Raw genomic sequence first — 20,803 nt, 5'->3', positions numbered from 1 at the left:
CGCTCACTCCTGGTGCTCCGGTCGCCGGACGGTCGGTGGCTCGACCACCTGCCGTCCCTGCCCGGAGACCGGGCAGCTGGTCCGTACCGGGCAGACCCGGCACTTCGAGTTGGCGACCGCGGCGAAGGTGGCGGCGGCCATCGTATCGGCGGTCCGCCGGACCAGCGCGGTCGCCCAGCCGGCCTCGGGTCCGTCGGTCGAGGCGGTCTGGGCCTGCTCCCGGGCGTCCCGCGCGCCGGTTCCGAGCTGCACCAGCGCCGCACCGCCGGGCTCGTCGCCGTACTCGGCGAACGCCCCCGCCTCCACCGCCGCCTGGTACGCGCCGAGCTGCGGATGCTCGGCCAGGTCCCGCTCGGTGACGGCGGTGGACTTGCCGGTCTTGAGGTCCACCACCACCAGCCGGCCGTCCGCGTCGACCTCCAGCCGGTCCACCCGCCCGACCAGCTCGATCGGCCGGTGCGGATCGTCGAGGCGGACCGCGAACTCGTGCTCGATGGCGAGCAGCCGGCGCGGATTGGCGGCCAGCCAGCGCAGCAGCTTGTCCACCATCGCCTCGGCGCGGGTCCGCTCCGGCCCGACCATCCACCGCGCGGCCAGCTCGATCGCGTCGAACCGGGCGGCCACGTACTCCAGCAGCGCGCCCCGGTCCGCGCTGGCGTCCTCGGCGAGCATCGCCGCCGCGTGCACCAGGTTGCCGACGCCCTGCGCGGCACTGGCCGGCGGGCTCCCGCCGTGCCGTTCCAGCAGCCACCGCAGGCTGCACCGCAGCGCGCTCTCCATCGCCGACGGGGTCACCCGGACCGGCTCCCCCTCGTCCACCAGGGGCCGGTCGTCCGAGAGCGGTCGCAGTCCCCACCAGTCGTCCGGGTGCGCGCCCGAGACCCCGGCAGCGGCCAGGCGGGCCAGCTCGGTCGCCGCCGCCCGCCGCCGGGCGGTCGACGCCGCCGGGTCGGCCACCGCGGTGCGCAGCTCCGCCACCAGCGCGGGCAGGGTCAGTGCCCGGGGCGGCCTACTCAACGGCAGCGTCTGCGGCCCACCCCCGTCGTCCGGCTCCGGGGCATCGTCCTGGTCATCGCCGTCCGGGCCCGGTGGGTCGGTGGGTCCGAGTTCGTAGAGGAAGCGGCTGGGCTGTTCCTCGTGGTCGTCGCCACCGACGGCCGCCGAGGCGACCGCGCTGACCAGGAGTCGCCGCCGGGCCCGGGTCACCGCGACGTGGAACAGCCGCCGCTCCTCGTCGAGCAGCGCGGAGGTCTGGCCGACCAGGGTGGCGACCTCCCCGGCGCCGTCCGCCCGACCGGTCACCACGTCGACCAGCCGTTCCGAGCCGAGCAGGCTGCCGCGTAACCGCAGGTCCGGCCAGACGCCCTCCTGCACCCCGGCGACGGCGACCAGATCCCATTCCAGGCCCTTGGCGGCGTGCGCGGTGAGCAGCCGCACGGCGTCGCCCCGGTCCGCGGACGAGGCGAGCGTGTCGGCGGGCAACTCCTGGCCGAGCACATGGTCGAGGAAGACCTCGGTACGCGCGCCCGGCAACCGGTCGGTGAACCGGGCGGCGGCGTCGAAGAGCACCAGCACGGCGTCCAGGTGCCGGTCGGCCGCCTCGGCCCGACGCCGCCGCGCCAGGTCCCCCTCGCCGGCCACGGCCGGGCCCCGGGCCAGCGCGGCGGACCACAGCTCGGCCAGCCCGCTGGCCTGCCACACCGCCCAGAGGACGTCCTCGACGCCTGCACCCGGTCGGCCGGCCGTCTCCCGAGCCACCGCCAACAACCCGGCCACCGTCTGCGCCGGCTCGGCCCAGCGCCGCTCCACCCCGGCCAGCTCGGCCGGGTCGCGCAGCGCCTCGACGATCAGCTCACCGGAGGGCCGCCGGTCACCGCCGGCCAGAGCGAGCGCACGCAGGCCCTGCCGCAGCCGCCGCTCGGCAAGCGGATCGGCACCGCCGAGCGGCGAGTGCAGCAGCGCCACGGCCGCCTCCTCGTCCAGCCGCTCCGGCTCCAACGCGCAGCGCAACAGCAGCAGCAACGGCGCGACCGCCGGTTGCAGGTGCAGCGGCAGGTCCTCACCGTGCACCACGGTCGGTACGCCGGCGGCGTGCAGCGCCCGGCGCAGCCCGGGCAGTTGCCGGCCGGTGGAACGGACCAGCACCGCCATCCCGGCCCACGGCACACCGCCGAGCAGGTGCGCCTCGCGCAGCGCGTGCGCCAGCCAGGCCGCCTCACTGGTGGCCGAGCGGAAGGTGCGTACCTCGACGGTGCCCGGCGGGGTGTCGGGCAGCGGGCTCAGCCGGCGGTGTGCCGCCGGGCCGCGCAGCCGCCGGGCCAGCCGGGAGGCGGTGTCGAGCAGCCGCTCCCCCGCGCGGTAGCTGGTGGCCAGCAGCACCTGTGCGGCCGGTGCCCCGGAGGCGGTGCGGAACCGGTGCGGGAACGCCGGCACCCCGTGCGGGTCGGCACCTCGGAAGGCGTAGGTGGAGGAGTCGGGGTCGGCGAAGGCGACCAGCGGCGTGCCGCCCCCGGCGACCGTGTCCAGCAGGTCGAGCTGGGCAGGATCGGTGTCGGCGAGCTCGTCGACGTAGACGTACGCCAGGCGGCGCCGCTCGGACGCCAGCACCTCGGCGTCGTCACGCAACAGACCGGTGGCGGCCCGGACCAGCTCCGCCGGGTCGTACGCGACCGAGCCCCGGTTGGCGACGTCCCGTAGCGCCAGCACCGCGACGTACTCGCGCAGGAAGCGGGCGGCGGCCGGCCAGTCGGCGCGGCCGAGCCGCTCGCCGAGCCGGGCCAGCTCGACCGGGCCGACCCCCCGCTCCGCCGCCCGCATCAACAGGTCACGAAGCTGGGCGGCGAACGCCCGGGTACGCAGCGCCGGACGCAGCTCCTCCGGCCAGCCGACCGGCCCGTCGCCGGGCTCCTCGCCCACCACGTCCAGCAACTCGCGGATGATCAGATCCTGCTCCGGGCCGGTGAGCAGCCGGGGCGACGGCTCACCCCGCTCGGCGGCGGCCCGCCGCAACAGCCCGAAGGCGTATGCCGGGAAGGTACGCACCAACGGCTCGCGCACCACCCGCCGGCCGTTCGCGGCGATCCGTGCCTCGATCCGGTGCCGCAGGTCGGCGGCGCCCCGCCGACTGAAGGTGAGCACCAGGACGCGCTCCGGGTCGACCCCCTCCTCGACCCGGGCGGCCACCGCCTCGACGAGGGTGCGGGTCTTCCCGGTGCCCGGTCCGCCGAGGACGAGCATCGGCCCGTCGGTGTGCGCGACGACCTCGGCCTGCCAAGGATCCGCCGCACCGTCCTCCGTGCCGGGCGCCGGTGCGGCCGTGACCTGGGTCGGCCCGGCGGGCCGACGCACCAACCGGTACGCCTGCATCCCGCCATCCCATCACGGCCCTGCGACACTCCCCGACGCGCCACACCCGCCAGCGCCCCAGCACACACCCGCCGACAGCCCACGCGAGCCGGCAGCAGCGCGAGCCGATGACAGCCGCGCTGGGCCGTCAGGTGAGGGTTGCCTCGATGAGGTCGAGGGCGGTGGGGACGGTGTCGGCGACCTGCACGAGATCGAAGCCGGCGGGCTTGAGGAAGTTCTGGTCGGTGACCGCGCGCAGCCAGTCCAGCAACGGGGTGTAGAAGCCGTCGGTGTCCACCACCACCGTCGGCTTGCGGTGCAGGGCCAGGGTGGCGGTGGTCCAGACCTCGAAGAGTTCGTCGAGGGTGCCCAGCCCACCGGGCAGGGTGAGGAACGCGTCCGACTTCTCGACCATGAGGATCTTGCGGCTGGCCATCGAATCGGTGATCACCAGTTCGTCGGAGGCGAGGTCGGCGACCTCCAGGTCGACCAGCGCCTGCGGGATGATTCCGACCGTCCGACCGCCGGCCGCGCGGGCCCCTTCGACAAGTGCGCCCATCATTCCGACACAGCCGCCGCCGCTGACCACCGTGTGGCCCCGTCGGGCGAGTTCCGCGCCGGTGGCCTCGGCCAGGTCGAGCCACCGCTGGTCCAGCGTGCGGGACGAGGCGCAGAACACGCAGATCGCGGCCACCTCAGCGCTCCGTCTGCTCGGCCTGCTCAGCCAGTTCGGCCGCCGCCTGCTGGTCCGCCGCGGTACGGGCGACCGCGTCCGCGCGTACCGCCTCCTGCTCCGTGTTGAGCGCCGCCTCGGCCTCCACGATGTGCCGGACGGCCGCCGCGACGTCGTCGGTGACGCAGATCAGCTCCAGGTCGACCGGTCCGATCTTGCCCTCGGCGGCCATCGTGTCGCGCAGCCAGTCGAGCAGCCCCTGCCAGTACTCGGTGCCCATCAGCACCACCGGGAACCGGGTGACCTTGCCGGTCTGCACCAGGGTGAGCGCCTCGAACAGCTCGTCCATGGTGCCGAAGCCGCCGGGCAGCACGACGAACGCCTGGGCGTACTTGACGAACATGGTCTTGCGGGCGAAGAAGTAGCGGAAGTCGATGGCCAGGTCGACCCACTCGTTGATGCCCTGCTCGAAGGGGAGTTCGATGCCGAGGCCGACGGACTGCCCACCGGCCTCGCTCGCGCCCCGGTTGGCCGCCTCCATCACGCCGGGCCCCCCTCCGGTAATCACGGCGTAGCCGGCCCGGGCCAGGGCCGCGCCGAGCGCCTCGGCGAGCTGACACTCCGGGCTGTCCGGCTTGCTCCGGGCGCTACCGAAGACGCTGACCGCGGGCGGCAGGTCGGCGAGGGTGTCGAAGCCCTCGACGAATTCGGAGAGTATGCGTAGCGCCCGCCAGGCGTCCTTGGTCTTCCAGTCCGCGCGGGCCCGCGAATCCAGCAGCCGCTGGTCCGCCGTGCTGGTGGTGATCGCCTGGCGGCGCAGTGTGACGGCGCCGCGGTGCCGCTCCCGTCCTGGTTCGCGGCGGTTGCTCTGAGTCATGGGAGCAACCGTAGTGGAGTTCGGCCTGGGAGCCCGGCAAACACTTCGTGATCTTGTGCAACCAATTCGCTTTCCCGTACGTCTTACTATTCACATACCGGGTATGCCCCGGCGCGCAGGCTTCGGGGGAGGAGACAGCGTGATCAGTAGCAACGAACGGATCCGGATGAGGCGCCAGATGCAACGGCGCATCCGCGACGTGGTGGCCGAGCGCCGCCGTACCCGCCTGCTGGAGAACCCGCCGGAACCTCCTGCAGAGCCCGCTCCCGACGCGACGCTCACCCGCGTCTGAGCACGACCGCGCCTCGCCCCGCGCCGGTCGCACGGGCGGCGAGGCGTACGCATGCCGCCGCCCGCACCACCGGATGCGGAAGCCCGGCGGCTCAGGCGGGGGCGAGCCAGCGGTACAGCGTGGCGGCCCCGTCACGGATCTTGCCGATCTCGACGTGCTCGTCCGGATGGTGGGCGAGGTTGGGATCGCCCGGACCGAAGTTGAGCGCCGGGATCCCCATGGCCGCGAAGCAGGCCACGTCGGTCCACCCCAGCTTGCCGATCGGCGCGGCACCCACCGCCGCCAGGAACTCCTGGGCGGGCGGAGCCTCCAGCCCGGGAAGCGCGCCGGACGCGCAGTCGGTCACCGTCATTTCGTACCCGGCGAGCACCTCGCGCAGATGCGCCTCCGCCTCGGCGGGCGTACGGTCCGGCGCGAAACGGTAGTTGACCTCGATCTCGCACCGGTCCGGCACCACGTTGCCGGCCACCCCACCGTTGATCCGCACCGCGTTCATGCCCTCGCGGTAGTCGCACCCGTCGATGGCGACCCGTCGCGCCTGGTACTCCGACAGCCGTCGCAGCACCTCACCGGCGCTGTGCACCGCGTTCACCCCGTGCCAGGCGCGAGCGGAGTGGGCCCGTACGCCGGTGGTGACCACCGTCGCCCGCATCGTGCCCTGGCAGCCCGCCTCCACGATTCCGTGCGTCGGTTCGAGCAGCAGGGCGAAGTCGGCCGTCAACCACTCCGGGTACGCCTCGGCCACCAGCCGCAGGCCGTTGTACCGGGACTCGATCTCCTCGGCCTCGTAGAAGAAGTACGTCACGTCGTAGCGCGGGTCGGGCAGGGTGGCCGCGAGGTGCAGGGCGAAGGCCACCCCGGACTTCATGTCCGAGGTGCCGCAGCCGTACATCAGGTCGCCGCGCAGCGTGGACGGGAAGTTGTTGTTCAACGGCACCGTGTCCAGATGACCGGCCAACACCACCCGGGACGCCCGCCCCAGGTCGGTACGCGCCATCACCGTGTTCCCGTGCCGGTAGGTGGCCAGGTGGGGCAGCTTCCGCAGCACCTCCTCGACGCAGTCGGCGATGGCCTTCTCGTTGAGCGAGACCGACTCGATGTCGACCAGGGCGCGGGTCAACGCCACCGGATCGGCGAGGACCTCGGGGGTAAGCGGGTTCTCCATGGTCCGCACGGTACCGTCACAACCGGCGACCGCGAGACGCGAGCCCGCGAGCCCTCCGGCGAAGCGTGAGGAGTGAGCTCGCCCACCCCGCAGTCGCGAGCAGCAGCCAGCGCAGCATGCGAACGAGAGGTGAGTAAGTGACGTCCACAGAATCCGCGTGGGGCATCGGCCTGGCCACCGTGACCGCCGACGACCAGGTGCTCGACACCTGGTATCCGACCGGCAAACTGGGCCTCGGCGAGCTGCCGCTGGTCCCCGGCGAGGACCAGGCCGACGTGCTGGACCTGCCGCCGGGCGCGATCGGCGACCGGGCCCTGCCGGGTCTGCGTACCGTCCAGGTGGTCACCGTGATCGGCTCGCTGGACGACCCGATCAAGGACGCCAGTGACGCGTACCTGCGACTGCACCTGCTCTCCCACCGCCTGGTGCGGCCCAACGAGCTCAACCTCGACGGCGTCTTCGGCAAGCTGGCCAACGTGGCCTGGACCTCCGCCGGGCCGTGCCCGCCGGAGCGGGTCGACGAGCTGCGCGTCATCGAGCGGGCCGCCGGCCGCCACCTGGCCGTGTACGGGGTGGACAAGTTCCCCCGGATGACCGACTACGTGGTGCCCTCGGGCGTCCGGATCGCCGACGCCGACCGGGTCCGCCTCGGTGCCCACCTCGCCTCCGGCACCACCGTGATGCACGAGGGCTTCGTCAACTTCAACGCCGGCACGCTCGGTACCTCCATGGTCGAGGGCCGGATCGTGCAGGGCGTGGTGGTCGGTGACGGTTCCGACATCGGCGGCGGCGCCTCCATCATGGGCACCCTGTCCGGCGGCGGCACCGACAAGGTACGCATCGGCGAGCGCAGCCTGATCGGGGCGAACGCCGGTGTCGGCATCTCGTTGGGCGACGACTGCGTGGTGGAGGCGGGGTGCTACATCACCGCCGCCTCGAAGCTCGCCCTGCCGGACGGCCGGGTGGTCAAGGCCCGCGAGCTGTCCGGGGTCGACGGGCTGCTGTTCTGGCGCAACTCGATCACCGGTGGGCTGGAGGCCCGGCCGCGTACCGGTCAGGGCGTCACCCTGAACGCCGCCCTACACGCCAACGACTGAGGTTCGTGAAAGGAGGGGTCCCCTGCTATCGCCTCGTGCATAGCAGGGGACCCCTCCTAACATTTCCAGGGCCGCGTCGCACCGCGCGGAGAACGGCCCGGATCGCAGGTGCGGCACCTGAGCGGACCACCGACCACACCGCACGCTCCGTCACCGTCCGGACCGGATCCACCGCCGCACACCGACCACGAAAACGTTTCTACCTGCGGAAACATCCTCGCGGTGGATGGCACTCCCACCAGCATTCAGGCACTCTGGGTTACAGAGTCGTCACCGGGAGGCTTGCCATGAGCGGTCGGATCCTCGAACTGCGCGTACACGGCGTGTCGAACACTCCGCCTGTCGAGACCCTGGGCGTGCCGACCGAGCCGGGCATCGAGCCGCCTCCGCCGCAACTGGTCGCCGGCGGGCCGGTCACCGGTTTCTACCGCTCCGCCAGCACCTCCCCGGTCGACCCGATCGTGGTCGAGGCGTACAGCTGGGGGCAGTTGACCTCGGGCGCGCGGACCGCGCGCGACGTGGAGCGGGCCCTGTGGACGCTGCTGCTGCCCTTCACCCTGGCCAACGTGGCGTTGCATGCCCGGCCCGGTATCCCGGCCGATCCGACCAGGGAACGGTTCGCCAGCCGGTCCGGCATCACCGCCTGGCTGATCCGGCTGTTCTGCCTGACGCTGACCGCCACGCCCGTGCTGGCGCTGACCGGCGTCGGTGTCGACCTGATCGGCTGGCAGTGCGTCGACGCGAGTTGCCTGAACCGGATCCCGGGGCCCTGGCAGTTCCTCGCCGACCCCTGGTGGCAGCGGGGTGGCCGGGCGCTCGCGGTCGGGCTGCTCGTGCCGCTCGCCCTGATCGTGGTGCTCGGCCTGGTCGCCTGGCGGACCTACCAGTACGAGGCGGTCATGCCCGCCGACCCGACCGACCCGCCGGTACGCCAGCCACCCGGCCCGGCCGACGCCGACCTGCCCGACGGTCAGCCCGGACTGGAGCCACCGCCTCCACCCGAGCCACCCCGTGGCCCGCTCGCCAACCCGCTCGAAGATCCCACCTTCTGGTGGGGCGAGGGGCAGCTCCGCCGCGCCGCGGTCCTGCACCTGTGCACCGGTACGGTGGCGGCGGCGGCCGTCCCGCTCGGCACCACCCTCGCGCTCCACCCACCACAGGGGACACTGGCGATCGTCGCCTGGCCCACCGTGGCGCTGCTCGTCGCGGTCATCGTGATCACGGTGGTGGCCGTCGGCCGCCCGTTCCTGACCCGGCGCGACGGTGCGACGCCGCTCGGCCCGTGGAGCGTCACCGTCATCGTCCTCACCGGCCTCGGGCTGGCCGGCACCGTCCTGGTGCTGATGCTGCCCGACAGCGGAGGCGGGGCGGCGTACCTGGCCACCCTGCGTCCGCCCGCCGGCTGCGGCGACGTGTCGTCACTGCCGGGCTGCCGGGAGGACCGGTCGCTACCCGGCTTCGACCGGGTACTGGCCTGGCTGGGCACGGGCCAACTCCTGCTGCTCATCGCCATCGGCGCGACCGCCCGCTCCGGGCGGCGCGGCGGCGCCGCGCCGGCCGTCGCGGCAGTGCTGATCACCGTGGGCGCCGCCTGGTGCCACGGCTGGTTGCCGTTCCTGCCGCCGGCGCCGCTTCAGGTGTGGCAGGTCGTCCCGGCCCTGCTGGTCTTCGCCGCGATCGGCCTGCTGCTGCCGCGTACCCGGCCCAGCGGGGTCAAACAGCCCCTCGGGCCGTACACCGACCTGGCCTGGCGTGGTCGCGGCCCGGCCGTCATCGCCGGATTCGGCTGGCTGCTCTGCCTCGCGTACAGCACCGGCCTCCTCTACTGGGTCAGCGACCTGCTCAACCGCGACGCCACCGACAGCGGGCGGCCCCTGGTGGTGCCGCCGGCCCCGGTCACCTGGTCCGGTCTGGTCTTCGGCATGGCACTGCTCCTGCTCGCCCTGGTCCTGGTCCGTGCCGTGGTGCTGTTCCGCCGGCTGCGCCGACAGGAGTACGCCGAGCTGCGCGCACGCGGCGGCCTCTCCGCGCACGACCTGCGTCGCGCCCGGGACGTGAGCACCCACCAGGCCCTGCACCGCCTGGTCGGCGAACACGCGCTGCGGCTGGTCGGATGGTACGCGGGCAGCGCGGGGACGCTGGCCGCGCTCGGCTGCATGGCTGTCCTCTCCCCCGCCCGCCCGCACGACCTCGGCTCGGTCACCACCGGCGCCGTGGTCGCGGTCGTCGGCGACGTCGGCGACCGGCTGCTCGGCTGGCTGCCGCTGGCGATCGCCTCCATCGGCCTGCTGGTCTACCGCAACGACACGGTCCGGCGGTCGGTCGGCGTGGTCTGGGACGTGGGCACGTTCTGGCCCCGCGCCGCGCACCCGCTCGCGCCACCGAGCTATGCCGAACGGGCCGTACCGGAACTGCTCACCCGCACCGCCGGACTGCTCTCCCTGACCGAACACGACCCCCGCCGGGTGGACGGCATCATCCTCTCCGGACACAGCCAGGGCACGGTCATCTGCACCGCCGTGATCCTCCAGCTACCGCAGCGCTGGCGGCAACGGATCTGGTTCTTCACCTACGGGTGTCAGCTCACCCGGCTCTACGGCCGGATCTTTCCGGCGTACTTCGGGCCGGACCGGCTGCCGGTGCTGACCCGGGCACTGACCCGCCCCTCGGCCGGAACCCGGTGGACGAACTTCTGGCGGGACACCGACCCGCTCGGCTGGCCGGTCACCGCCGGGGAACGCGACATCGCGGTCACCGACCCGGAGGCGCTGCACCCGAGCGACGGCGAGGTGGCCGACCCACCGATCCGCAGCCACAGCGGCTACCCGGAGGCGGTCGAGTTCCAGCGGGAACGGTCCCGGGTGGCGTGGATGCTGCGTCGGGCCGTGCCGTCACCCCGCCGGGGGGTCGGCTAGGTCGAAGGTGTCGATCGACCCCTTGCGGGCCCGTCGCACCAGATCGTCGACGGGCGGCACCCGGGCCTCGGTCATCAGGACAGGACCGGCCGGCTGATCGCGAACCGGGCCCGCACCGCCGCGTGCACCGACTGTGGTTGCGGGTCGAGCACCAACTCCGGCGGGGTGGTCGACTCGACCCCACCGGTGTCGAACGCCATCCGCGCCATCATCGGCTGCCCGCCGCCCTCGTCAGCTAGCTCGATCAGGTCGGTGACCTGCGCGTCGAGTGCCTCGGCGTACTCGCGGGCGCGCAGCAGGGCATCGGCGATCGCGGCGTGCCGGGCCTCCCGGAAGGCCGGGCTGTCCGGCCGCAGCGACCACCAGGGCCCCGCGACCGCGACCTGGTCCTGGTCGGCCAGGCGCAACATCAGCTCGCCGAGCGCGGTGAAGTCGCTGACCGCCACCGTCGTCACCACCGAGCCGTGCCAGGCCACCACCCGCTCGCCGGAGCGCCGCGTCTCGGGCCGCACCCGCAGGTCGCCGGTCTCCCGGCGGTCGATCGTCGGCCCATACGAGTCGAGCAGCACCCGGACCGCGGCGGCCCGCTCGGCCAGCCGGGTCAGCGTGGGCTCGCGGTCCCGGTCGCGCGCGAGCGCGGTGACCGTGAACCGGGCCTCCTCCGGAGCGACTTCCCGGTACGCCTCGCCGCGTACGGTCACCACCGGTCCGTCCACCATGCCCTCACCCTAGCGGCGGCTTGCTCACCACGCCCACCGATGCGTCCCGGCCGGTGGCTCGGCGACGCCTCAACCAGCCTGTGGGAGCCGGGCGGTGTAGAAGACCGCCTCGCCGGTGACCTGGCACCCGCTGAGGTGACCGCCCGACGCGCCCAGCCCGGTCAGCCAGGCGACCTCGTCGGCCGCCTCGCCGTCGACCGGGAACGGGCGGACCGTCCGCTGGTACGGCCGACCGGCGAGCGCGACGCGGGCGGCGCCCGCCTCGGCGTAGCGGGCGGTGAGCGTGTCGCCGTCACCGGCCCGCAGCGCGTGCGCCAACTCGTCCAGATAGGCGGTGACCTCGGCCAGGGCGGCGAGCACCTGGTCGCGGTTGCCGCGCAGCATGTTCGCGGTGCGCGGGGCCGGGGTGCCGGCGACCCGGGTGCCGTCGCGGAAGCTGCCGGCGGCCAGGGTGAGCACGGCGTCGCGCAGCGGCGAGCGCTGGGCCGCCCCGGCCAGGGCACCGGCGAGCAGGTGCGGCACGTGCGAGGAGAGCGCGGCCACGGCGTCGTGCCGGTCCGCCGCCATCGGCACGACCCGGGCTCCGATCACCTCGGTGACCAGGGCGGCCAGCCGGCGGAACGCGACCAACCCGTCCGGCGCGGGACAGAGCACCCAGGCGGCGCCGGCGAACAGCTCCGGCCGGGCCGCGCCGAGACCGGCCCGGTCGGTGCCGGCCATCGGATGGCCGGGCACGAACCGGTGGGTCAGGCCCCGGGCGGCGGCGAAGGCGGCCAGCTCGGCCTTGGTGCTGCCCACGTCGGTGAGCAGGCAGTCCGGGGCGGTCGCCGCGGCCACCTTGACCAGGGTCGCCGGCAGGGTCGGCAGCGGCCCGCCGAGGAAGACCACGTCCCGGCCGGCCACCGCGTCGGCCAGCCGCTCCGCAGTGGGTACGCCGGCCAGCCGGGCCTGGCGACGGGTCGCGTCGTCCGGATCCCAGCCCGTCACGTCCAGCCCGGCCGCGTGCAGCCGGAGCAGCACCGAACCGCCGATCAGGCCGGTGCCGAGCACCGCCGCCCGCATCAGGGTCCGGCGAGGCGGGTGGCGACGGCGGCGACCCGCTCGTCGGACTCGGTCAGCGCCACCCGGACGTACTGCCCGGCGGTGGGTCCGTAGAAGTCACCGGCGGCGACCAGGATGCCGCGCCGAGCCAGCCAGTCGACCGTGTCCCAGCAGTCCTCGCCCCGGGTCAACCACAGGTAGAGCCCCGCCTCGGAGTGCGTGACGGTGAACCCGGCCCCGGTGAACGCGGCCCGCAGGACCTCCCGACGCGCCCGGTAACGCTCCCGCTGCACGGTGGCGTGCTCCTCGTCGTGCAGCGCGGCCACCATCGCCGCCTGCACCGGCTTGGGCACGATCATCCCCGCGTGCTTGCGGATCTTGAGAAGCTCAGCCACCAGGGCGGGGGCGCCGGCCACGAAACCCGCCCGGTACCCGGCGAGGTTGGACCGCTTGGAGAGCGAGTGCACGGCCAGCACCGAGTCGTACGAACCGCCACAGACCTCCGGCGAGAGCACCGAGACCGGCTCGGCGTCCCAGCCCAGCGGCAGGTAGCACTCGTCGCTGGCGACCACCGCGCCACGCTCCCGCGCCCAGTCCACCACCTTGCGCAGGTGGGCGGCGGGCAGCACCCGACCGGTCGGGTTGCCCGGCGAGTTGACCCAGACCAGGCGCACCCGGGAGGTCGGACCGACCGCGGTCAGCGAGTCGGCGCGGACCGTGGTGGCCCCGGCCAGCCGGGCCCCGTCCTCGTAGGTGGGGTAGGCCACCGACGGCACCACCACGACGTCACCCGGCCCCACCCCCAGCAGGGTCGGCAACCAGGCGACCAGCTCCTTCGACCCGATCGTCGGCAGCACCCCGAACCCGTCGACGTCGGCACCGCAGGACCGGGCCACCCAGGCCGTGATCGCCGCACGCAGGGCCGGGGTACCGGCGGTGAGCGGGTACCCCGGTGCGTCCGACGCATCGGCCAGGGCACGCCGGATCACCTCCGGCACCGGATCGACCGGCGTACCCATGGAGAGGTTGATCAGGCCGTCCGGATGCGCCGCGGCCAGGGTCGCCGCAGCGTCCAGCGTGTCCCAGGTGAACTCGGGCAGCCGCGCCGAGACCGGCGCGGGGGCGTTCAGTGTCCCTCGCCGCGCGGCGGCTGCGCGGCGACGAAGGTCGCGTCCTTCTCCACCTTGCCGATCTTGGAGGCGCCCCCGGGCGAGCCCAGGTCCTCGAAGAACTCGTAGTTGGCGCCGGTGTAGTCCTTCCACTGCTCGGGGACGTCGTCCTCGTAGAAGATCGCCTCGACCGGGCACACAGGCTCACAGGCACCACAGTCGACACACTCGTCGGGGTGGATGTAGAGCATCCGGTTGCCCTCGTAAATGCAGTCGACCGGGCACTCCTCGATGCATGCCTTGTCGAGCACATCCACGCACGGCTCGGCGATGATGTAGGTCACCGGTCTTCTCCTCCGCAAGACTCGTCGCGATCACCCGCGACGGTAAGAGCCTAGTATCTCGCCAGGGAGGAGGTCGATCGTGCTCCAAGAGCAGGATGTGGGACACCGGATCGTGGTCCGGCGGATCGTGGGCTCACGCGCCGGTCGGCCGGTGTTCTCCGACGCCCTCGGCGAGCTGGTCGAGCTGACCGAGACCCATCTGGAGATGACCACCCGGCAGGGTCGGCTGCGCGTGCCGATCGCCGAGGTGCACCGCGCCAAACGGGTCCCGCCGACCCGCCGGCCCACCGCCGACGCCGTGGTCGAGCTGGAACTCGCCGCCGAAGAGGCGTGGCCGGCGCCCGTCCGGGGTCGGCTCGGCGACTGGCTGCTGCGCTCCGCCGACGGCTGGACCGGTCGGGCCAACTCCGCGCTGCCGGTCGGCGACCCCGACCGTCCGCTGCCGGCCGCACTCGACGCGGTCGAACGCTGGTACGCCGAACGGGGCCGGCCGGCGATCGTCAACACGCCGTTGCCGCTGGCCGCCCCGGTCGGCGCCGAACTCGACCTGCGCGGCTGGGACAGCCGCCCACTGGTGCTGGTGCAGACCGTGCCGCTGGCCGACCTCACCGCACCCGGCGGCCGGGTGGCCCGCGCGGCCACGGCCGCCGCACCCGCCGTCGAGCTGACCGCCGCGCCGTCGGAGGACTGGCTCACGGTGACCGTCGGCCGCAAGGGCGGGCTACCGGACGCGGCCCGGCACGTGCTCACCGCCGTCGGACAGGTCCGCTTCGCGCACGCGTACGACGGGGACACGCTGGTCGGGGTCGGTCGGGGCACGGTCACCGGCGCGGGTCGCTGGCTGGGTCTGTCCCTGATCGAGGTGCTGCCCGAGGCCCGCCGCGCAGGGGTGGCCGTCGCCGTGATCGGCGCGCTCGCCGGGTGGGCCGGCAGGGCCGGCGCCACCGACGTCTTCCTCCAGGTCGAGCAGCGCAACGCGCCCGCCGTGACGCTCTACCGCACGCTGGGCTTCACCACCCACCACACCTACCGGAGCCGGGTCGCCCCGAGCTGACGGCGCGACCCGTGCCGGGCGTACCCGGTCAGCGACGCACGTTGCGGCGCGGCTTGGCGGCGCCGCTCTCGGCGTACTCCTGGAGGCTCTGCGAGCGGTGGTCGCGGCCCAGCGTGGTGAGCACCAGGTAGCCGAGGATCGTGCCGACGGTGGTCGCGCCGAGGTAGAGCACGACCTGCCAGAAGAACGTGGCGCTGCCGTCGGCGAACGGGCTGCGGCCGACCAGCAGCGGTCCGACGAACATGGTCAGCGCGAGCGCGATGCCGATCGCACCGGCCACCTCGGCGCCCCACTGGGCCACCGGACGCGACCGGCCCCAGGAGTAGGCGACCCCGGCCAGGATCAACCCGATCACCGCGAACATCCCGAGGGTCACCCGGTCGGCGGCGGCCTCGTCACCGTCGAAGCCGAACCGGATCACCAGTCGGGCGACCACGTTGACCGCGAACAACGCGATCGCGAGCATTCCGATCGCGCGCCACCGCTGCCCCATCGCACGCCTCCCGCCGTACCGCCCGCCCCGGTGGCGGGCCTCCTGGCAGGAATGTCTATCACCCGAGACGGCGTGGCGTCAGTACCGCCTGGACGGCGGGTTCGGCGCGAGGATCGACCGGAACGCCATCACCGCGAAGGTCATCGAACCGGCCACCACCACCAGGAGCCCCACCCAGTTGCCGATCAGCAGCACGTCGCCCTCGGTGGTCCGGTCGGCGGCAGCCACCATGATCACGACCCACGGCAGCGCCGGCAACACCACCGCCCACCGGGACCCCACCGTCTCCATGGCGAACCAGCTCAGCACGATGTTCGCGAGCACGGCCACCAGCACCGCCACCCCGACCAGGTACCCGCCGACCCGCAGCGGGGCGAGCAGCAGCTCCAGCACCGCCGTCACCGCCCCGGCGACCAGGGCGACCAGCCCGCCGAGCGCCCGCAGGCCGATGTCGACCGGCCGCCGCCAGGCCCGCGCGGGCGGTGGCGACTGGTGTTCCGGCGGGGCGACCGACATCGCGGCGGGCACGGTCACCGGAGACCGGCCGTACCGACCGGTGTGCGATCCGGGTCGTCGGCGGTCTCCAGCCCGGCGAACAGATCCGACTCCCAGCCGTACGGGCCGCTGCCCGGCCCCTTGGCACCCACCGCGAGGGTGAAGTACTCCACGCCCATGAACTCGGCGCCGAAGTTGCCGGCGATCGAATAGAGCCACGAGGTGGCCGGGATCTGGGTGGCGTGCGCCCGCATCGCCGCCTCCTTCGCGGCGTGCTGCTCGGTCGCGTCGACCCGCGCCGCGATGTCCCTGTCGGGCGTGCAGAATGGCAGGTCAGTGGCGTGGGCGATGCCGGCGAAGGGGTTGTCCGTCGACTCCTCGAAGTGCGTCATCCCGGCCTCCAGGACGCTCTGCGGCATCGCCGTCCAGTAGACCTTCGCCGGGGCGATCCCCTCGGCGGCGGCCAGCTCGACGGCCCGCATCGCCACCCGGTGCGCCTGGATGTGGTCGGGGTGGCCGTAGAAGCCGTTCCCGTCGTAGGTGATCACCACCTGCGGGCGTACCTCCCGGATCACCTGCAGCAGGTGTCCGGCGGCCTCGTCCAGGTCGGCCTGCCAGAAGGCGCGCGGGTGGTCGTTGGTGGAAAGGCCCATCATGCCCGAGTCGCGGTAGCGTCCGGCGCCGCCGAGGAACCGGTGGTCGGTCACGCCCAGCTCGGCGCAGGCGGCGGCCAGCTCGGCGATCCGGTACCCGCCGAGCTGGTCGGCCTCGGCGGCGGCGAGCCCGGCCAACTCCGGCACGTGGATCTCGCCCTCCTCGCCGAGTGTGCAGGTGACCAGGGTGACGTGGGCCCCGGTGGCGGCGTAGTGCGCCATGGTCGAACCGGTGCCGATGGACTCGTCGTCGGGGTGCGCGTGGACCAGCAACAGGCGGCGGTCGGGCAGCGTCGTCACGAGGGTCACTCTAACCGGCGGTTCTCGCCGATCAGTCCTGACGCGTCCGCCCGGGTCCGGCACATCGCGCTCGGCCGCCGCCTACCATCTGGCCTGTGGACTTTCCCGAGCTGGCCGCCCGCACCCGCCGGTTCAGCCACGGGGCGCCGCGCGCCGTCTCCGTGGCCGACGACGGCGACCGGGTGGTCTTCCTCCGTTCCGCCGGGCCGGAGGACCCGGCCGACGCGCTCTGGCAACTGGACGTGGCGAGCGGCGAGGAACGGCTGGTCGCCGACCCGGCCACGCTGCTCGGCGACGCCGACCCGGCCGCGCTCAGCCCCGGCGAGCGGGCCCGACGGGAACGGCTGCGGCTCTCCGCCGCCGGCATCGGCGCGTACGCCCTGGACGCCGCCGGTCGGGTCGCGGTGTTCGCGCTGGCCGGCCGCCTCTTCCGGGCCGACCTGGTGCACGGCGACGTGATCGAGGTACCGGCCGCCGGCCCGGTGCTCGACCCCCGGCCGGACCCGAGCGGCCAACGGCTCGCGTACGTCACCGACGCCGCCGAGGGGGTACGCCGGGGCGAGCTGCGGGTCGTCGACTCCGACGGCACCGACACGATCCTGGCCGGCGAGGACTCCGGAGTGCTGTGGGGGCTGGCCGAGCACATCGCGGCGGAGGAGTTCGACCGGCACCGGGGCTACTGGTGGGCGCCGGACGGCCGGTCGGTGCTGGCCGCCCGGGTCGACGAGTCCCGGCTGCCCCGCTGGCACCTGCACGATCCGGCGCAGCCGGCGAGCCCGCCGGTCAGCGTCGCGTACCCGGTGGCCGGCGGACCCAACGCGGAGGTCAGCCTGCACCTGCTGGACCTCGACGGCGGCTGGGTGGACGTGCACTGGGACCGGGAGACCTACCCGTACCTGACCGCGGTGCGCTGGGCCGAGGGCGCCCCGCTGATCACCGTGCTGCGCCGCTCGCAGCAGCACGGGCTGGTGCTCGCCGTCGACCCCCGTACCGGCGAGACGCAGGTGCACGCCGAGTTGGCCGACCCGCGCTGGGTGGAGCCGATCGCCGGTACGCCCGCGCACCTGCCCGACGGCCGGGTGCTGGTCGGCGGCGAACTCGCCCACGACGGGTACGACGCCCGGTGCCTCTTCGCCGACGGCACCCTGCTCACCCCGCCCTCGCTGTACGTGCGCCGGGTGGTGGGCCGGCTGGCCACCGGCACCGGGCCGGCGGACCTGCTGGTGGAGGCGAGCGACGGCGAGCCGAGCGAGCAGCACCTGTTCCGGGTACGCACCAGCATCGGCGGCGGTGTCGACGCCCGCCGGCTGACCAGCGACGCGGGCTGGCACCACGGCGCGGTCGGCGGGGACGTGCTGGTCGTCGGCGTCGCCTCGCTCGACCACGCGGGCGTACGGTGGACGGTCCGGCAGGGCGACCGCGAGGTGGCCGTGCTCCGGTCGCTGGCGGCGACGCCCCGCTACTCCCCGCTGCCGCTGCTGGAACGGGTCACCGACCGGCGCCTGCCGTCGGCCGTGCTCTACCCGGACAACCACGTCACCGGCCGACGGCTGCCGGTGCTGCTCGACGTGTACGGCGGGCCGGGGCACCAGGAGGTGGTCGCCACCCGCGCGGCCTGGCTGGAACGGCAGTGGTGGGCCGACGCCGGCTTCGCGGTGGTGGTGATCGACAACCGGGGTACGCCCGGCATCGCGCCGTCGTTCGAGAAGGCCATCCACCGGCGGGTCGCCGACGTGATCCTCCTCGACCAGGTGGAGGCGCTGACCGCGCTCGCCGACAAGCACCCGGACCTGGACCTGTCCCGGGTCGGGGTGCGCGGCTGGTCGTTCGGCGGCTGGCTGGCCGGGCTGGCGGTGCTGCGCCACCCGGAGCTGTTCCGGTGCGGGATCGCCGGGGCGCCGGTGACCGACTGGGCCCTCTACGACACCGCGTACACCGAACGCTATCTCGGCCTGCCCGACGACGGCCCGGACGTGTACGCCCACCACTCGCTGGTGGAGTCGGCCGCCGAGCCGCTCACCGACCCGGCGCAGGCCCGGCCGCTGTTGCTGGTGCACGGCATGGTGGACGACAACGTGGTGGCCGCGCACACGCTGCGGCTCTCGGCCGCGCTGCTGGCCGCCGGCCGACCGCACTCGGTGCTGCCGCTGACCGGCGCGACGCACATGGCCGCCGATGGGCTCGCCGAACGCCTCCTGCGCCTGGAACTCGACTTCCTCCGCACGCACCTGTCGGTGTAAGGAGGGGCCGAACACGACGCCGTCTTCGGCGGCGAGCACTCCGGACACTACTACTTCCGCGACTTCTGGCGGGCCGATACGGGCATGCTCGCCGCGATGCATGTCCTGTCCGCGCTCGGCCACCAGGACCGACCGCTGTCGGAACTGGTGGCGCAGTTCTCCCGCTATACCGCATCCGGGGAAATCAACTCGGAAGTGACCGACACGACCGCGACCCTCGAACGGGTCGCCACCCACTACGCCGACCGACCCGGCGCGACGACGGACCACCTGGACGGACTCACCGTCACGCTCGGGACCACCTGGTTCAACCTACGCCCGTCCAACACCGAACCGACGCTGCGCCTCAACGTGGAAGCACCCGACACCCCGACCATGATGCACCTGCGTGACGAGGTCCTGTCACTCGTGCGTGGGACAGCCGCCTAACCACCACATCACGCATCGGCAATCCCACGCGTGTCGGCCGGCTGGCCTAGGGTCGGTCCATGAGCGAGCACGACGGAGTGCGGGGATGACCGAGTTCGACGCGGCCGAGGTCGCCGTGCAGGCAGCGCTGGACGCGGGCGCCCGGTACGCGGACGTCCGCGTGATGCACCGGCGCTACGAGTCGATGGCGGCCCGCAACGGCGAGGTGGAGGCGCTCACCCAGGACGAGAGCATCGGTCTGGGCGTACGCGCGCTGGTCGGGTCGAGTTGGGGCTTCCACGCCGTACCCGACGTCTCCGACGCGGCCGCCCGCGACGCCGGCCGGCGGGCGGCGCGGATCGCCGCGGCGAGCGCCCGGGTGCCAGGTCCCCCGGTGGACCTGGTGCCGTCGACGCCGACCACGGCGAGTTGGGCCTCACCCTGCGAGGTGGATCCGCTCGGCGTCTCGCTGGCCGCCAAGGGTGACCTGCTGGTGGACGCGACCCGCACGATGGTCGACCACGGCGCCGACCTGACCGAGGGCCTCTATCAGGTCTGGGACACCACGAAGTGGTTCGTCTCCAGCGAGGGCCACCGCATCGACCAGCACATCCGCGAGTGCGGCGGTGGCATCTCCGCCACCTCCATCGGTGACGGTGAGACGCAACGCCGGTCCTGGCCGAGCTATCGCGGGCAGTACGGCACCACCGGCTGGGAGCTGGTCGACTCGCTGGACCTGACCGCGCACGCGGCCCGCATCGCGGAGGAGTCCCGGGCGCTGCTGACCGCCCCGCTCTGCCCGGCCGGTGAGACCGACCTGATCCTCGGCGGCGAGCAGTTGGCGCTCCAGATCCACGAGTCGGTCGGGCACGCCATCGAGCTGGACCGCATCCTCGGCTGGGAGGCGGCCTTCGCCGGCACGTCCTGGCTGGACCTCGACCGGCTCGGCTCGCTGCGGTACGGCTCCGACCTGATGAACATCACCATCGACCCGACCATCCCCGGCGCGCTGGGCAGCTTCGGCTACGACGACGAGGGCTCACCGGCGGTCCGGCGCGACGCGGTCCGCGAAGGGCGGTGGGTGGGCGTGCTGGCCGGCCGCGATTCGGCCGCCGTCGCGGGCCTGGACCACGGCGGCAGCGTACGCGCCGACGGCTGGGCCCGGCTGCCGATGGTGCGGATGACCAACGTGGGCCTGGAACCCGGCCCGCACACCCTGGAGGAGATCGTCGCCGCCACCGACGAGGGGGTGCTGATGGACATCAACCGGTCCTGGTCCATCGACGACAAGCGGCTGAACTTCCAGTTCGGCTGCGAGGTCGGCTGGGAGATCCGCAACGGTCGGCGCGGGCGGATGGTCCGCAATCCCACGTACACCGGCATCGGGCCACAGTTCTGGCGCTCGATGGACATGCTCTCCTCGGAGATCGTCCCGTGGGGCACACCGAACTGCGGCAAGGGCCAGCCGGGCCAGGTCGGCCACACCGGCCATCCGGCGGCACCGGCCCGGTTCCGCGGCGTCCGGGTAGGGGTGCGCGCATGAGCGAGCGCAGCGAGCGAATCATCAAGCTCAGCCCGTATGA

17 protein-coding genes and 1 pseudogene are annotated in these 20,803 nt (G+C 73.7%); 7 read left to right on the top strand and 11 right to left on the bottom strand.

Annotation, left to right across the window (positions count from 1 at the left end):
* Positions 1-3 precede the first annotated feature (3 nt).
* From ID554_RS20025 to ID554_RS20015, 3 genes are all read right to left on the bottom strand, one after another.
* Entirely contained in the window at positions 4-3,366 is a 3,363-nt protein-coding gene (locus ID554_RS20025; protein WP_117226092.1) for an ATP-dependent helicase, read from the bottom strand.
* A 127-nt stretch (positions 3,367-3,493) separates the two neighbouring features.
* Positions 3,494-4,039, bottom strand: coding sequence for an LOG family protein (locus ID554_RS20020; RefSeq protein WP_117226093.1), 546 nt, complete (start codon positions 4,037-4,039; stop codon positions 3,494-3,496).
* 1 nt (position 4,040) lies between these two features.
* Entirely contained in the window at positions 4,041-4,895 is an 855-nt protein-coding gene (locus ID554_RS20015) for an LOG family protein (RefSeq protein ID WP_117226094.1), read from the bottom strand.
* Between the two features lie 139 nt (positions 4,896-5,034).
* Between ID554_RS20015 and ID554_RS20010 the strand changes: the two genes are divergently transcribed.
* Positions 5,035-5,187, top strand: coding sequence for a hypothetical protein (locus ID554_RS20010; RefSeq protein ID WP_191088585.1), 153 nt, complete (start codon positions 5,035-5,037; stop codon positions 5,185-5,187).
* Positions 5,188-5,278: 91 nt separating this feature from the next.
* Here the strand turns inward: ID554_RS20010 and dapE are convergent, their stop codons facing one another.
* Positions 5,279-6,352, bottom strand: a complete 1,074-nt coding sequence (gene dapE / locus ID554_RS20005) for a succinyl-diaminopimelate desuccinylase (RefSeq protein WP_117226095.1) — start codon at positions 6,350-6,352, stop codon at positions 5,279-5,281.
* A gap of 137 nt (positions 6,353-6,489) precedes the next feature.
* Here dapE and dapD point away from each other — a divergent pair, with 137 nt between their 5' ends.
* Both dapD and ID554_RS19995 read left to right on the top strand, forming a co-directional pair.
* Positions 6,490-7,449 (top strand): 2,3,4,5-tetrahydropyridine-2,6-dicarboxylate N-succinyltransferase, encoded by a 960-nt coding sequence (gene dapD / locus ID554_RS20000; RefSeq protein ID WP_117226096.1) that lies wholly within the window; start codon positions 6,490-6,492, stop codon positions 7,447-7,449.
* 287 nt (positions 7,450-7,736) lie between these two features.
* Positions 7,737-10,364, top strand: coding sequence for a hypothetical protein (locus tag ID554_RS19995; RefSeq protein WP_117226097.1), 2,628 nt, complete (start codon positions 7,737-7,739; stop codon positions 10,362-10,364).
* 74 nt (positions 10,365-10,438) lie between these two features.
* Here ID554_RS19995 and ID554_RS19990 read toward each other — a convergent pair whose 3' ends face one another.
* From ID554_RS19990 to fdxA, 4 genes are all read right to left on the bottom strand, one after another.
* The gene (locus tag ID554_RS19990) at positions 10,439-11,083 is read right to left on the bottom strand and encodes an SIMPL domain-containing protein (protein ID WP_117226098.1); all 645 of its coding nucleotides are present in this window, start codon (positions 11,081-11,083) and stop codon (positions 10,439-10,441) included.
* A 69-nt stretch (positions 11,084-11,152) separates the two neighbouring features.
* On the bottom strand, positions 11,153-12,145 hold the full coding sequence (locus ID554_RS19985; RefSeq protein ID WP_117226099.1) for a prephenate dehydrogenase: 993 nt from the start codon (positions 12,143-12,145) through the stop codon (positions 11,153-11,155).
* Complete coding sequence (gene dapC, locus ID554_RS19980; RefSeq protein ID WP_317985230.1) at positions 12,145-13,254, bottom strand: succinyldiaminopimelate transaminase; 1,110 nt, start codon at positions 13,252-13,254, stop codon at positions 12,145-12,147. Before dapC ends, ID554_RS19985 begins: the two co-directional genes overlap by 1 nt.
* A complete protein-coding gene (gene fdxA, locus ID554_RS19975; RefSeq protein ID WP_007464872.1) occupies positions 13,251-13,577 on the bottom strand; it encodes a ferredoxin in 327 nt (108 codons plus the stop codon). Before fdxA ends, dapC begins: the two co-directional genes overlap by 4 nt.
* Positions 13,578-13,656: 79 nt before the next feature.
* Here fdxA and ID554_RS19970 point away from each other — a divergent pair, with 79 nt between their 5' ends.
* Positions 13,657-14,631 (top strand): GNAT family N-acetyltransferase, encoded by a 975-nt coding sequence (locus ID554_RS19970; RefSeq protein ID WP_117226101.1) that lies wholly within the window; start codon positions 13,657-13,659, stop codon positions 14,629-14,631.
* A gap of 28 nt (positions 14,632-14,659) precedes the next feature.
* On the opposite strand, the gene ID554_RS19965 is transcribed toward ID554_RS19970, so the two are convergent.
* The 3 genes from ID554_RS19965 to mshB form a co-directional block, all read right to left on the bottom strand.
* Positions 14,660-15,124 carry a hypothetical protein gene (locus tag ID554_RS19965; protein ID WP_117226102.1) on the bottom strand — a complete coding sequence of 155 codons (465 nt, stop codon included), beginning with the start codon at positions 15,122-15,124 and terminating at the stop codon, positions 14,660-14,662.
* A gap of 78 nt (positions 15,125-15,202) precedes the next feature.
* Positions 15,203-15,640 carry a hypothetical protein gene (locus ID554_RS19960; RefSeq protein ID WP_117226443.1) on the bottom strand — a complete coding sequence of 146 codons (438 nt, stop codon included), beginning with the start codon at positions 15,638-15,640 and terminating at the stop codon, positions 15,203-15,205.
* Positions 15,641-15,654: 14 nt separating this feature from the next.
* Entirely contained in the window at positions 15,655-16,581 is a 927-nt protein-coding gene (gene mshB / locus ID554_RS19955; protein ID WP_117226103.1) for an N-acetyl-1-D-myo-inositol-2-amino-2-deoxy-alpha-D-glucopyranoside deacetylase, read from the bottom strand.
* A gap of 86 nt (positions 16,582-16,667) precedes the next feature.
* Between mshB and ID554_RS19950 the strand changes: the two genes are divergently transcribed.
* The 3 genes and pseudogenes from ID554_RS19950 to ID554_RS19940 all read left to right on the top strand — a co-directional run bounded on the left by ID554_RS19950 (position 16,668) and on the right by ID554_RS19940 (position 20,763).
* On the top strand, positions 16,668-18,812 hold the full coding sequence (locus tag ID554_RS19950; RefSeq protein WP_117226104.1) for a prolyl oligopeptidase family serine peptidase: 2,145 nt from the start codon (positions 16,668-16,670) through the stop codon (positions 18,810-18,812).
* Positions 18,813-18,818: 6 nt separating this feature from the next.
* Positions 18,819-19,241, top strand: a pseudogene (gene manB / locus ID554_RS19945) (phosphomannomutase/phosphoglucomutase); the annotation flags it as partial.
* Positions 19,242-19,326: 85 nt separating this feature from the next.
* A complete protein-coding gene (locus ID554_RS19940; protein WP_117226105.1) occupies positions 19,327-20,763 on the top strand; it encodes a TldD/PmbA family protein in 1,437 nt (478 codons plus the stop codon).
* Positions 20,764-20,803 lie beyond the last annotated feature (40 nt).

It is taken from the genome of Micromonospora craniellae (assembly GCF_014764405.1).
Classification (GTDB): domain Bacteria; phylum Actinomycetota; class Actinomycetes; order Mycobacteriales; family Micromonosporaceae; genus Micromonospora; species Micromonospora craniellae.
Note: the sequence above shows the minus strand (reverse complement) of the source record. Positions and strands in the feature narration are given on the sequence as shown.

Coding starts and splice junctions, on each gene's coding strand:
- dapE (WP_117226095.1), bottom strand. CDS start 6,352: ATGGAGAACCCGCTTACCCCCGAGGTCCTCGCCGATCCGGTGGCGTTG.
- ID554_RS19965 (WP_117226102.1), bottom strand. CDS start 15,124: ATGGGGCAGCGGTGGCGCGCGATCGGAATGCTCGCGATCGCGTTGTTC.
- ID554_RS20025 (WP_117226092.1), bottom strand. CDS start 3,366: ATGCAGGCGTACCGGTTGGTGCGTCGGCCCGCCGGGCCGACCCAGGTC.
- ID554_RS19940 (WP_117226105.1), top strand. CDS start 19,327: ATGACCGAGTTCGACGCGGCCGAGGTCGCCGTGCAGGCAGCGCTGGAC.
- ID554_RS19960 (WP_117226443.1), bottom strand. CDS start 15,640: ATGTCGGTCGCCCCGCCGGAACACCAGTCGCCACCGCCCGCGCGGGCC.
- ID554_RS19995 (WP_117226097.1), top strand. CDS start 7,737: ATGAGCGGTCGGATCCTCGAACTGCGCGTACACGGCGTGTCGAACACT.
- ID554_RS19990 (WP_117226098.1), bottom strand. CDS start 11,083: ATGGTGGACGGACCGGTGGTGACCGTACGCGGCGAGGCGTACCGGGAA.
- ID554_RS20015 (WP_117226094.1), bottom strand. CDS start 4,895: ATGACTCAGAGCAACCGCCGCGAACCAGGACGGGAGCGGCACCGCGGC.
- ID554_RS19985 (WP_117226099.1), bottom strand. CDS start 12,145: ATGCGGGCGGCGGTGCTCGGCACCGGCCTGATCGGCGGTTCGGTGCTG.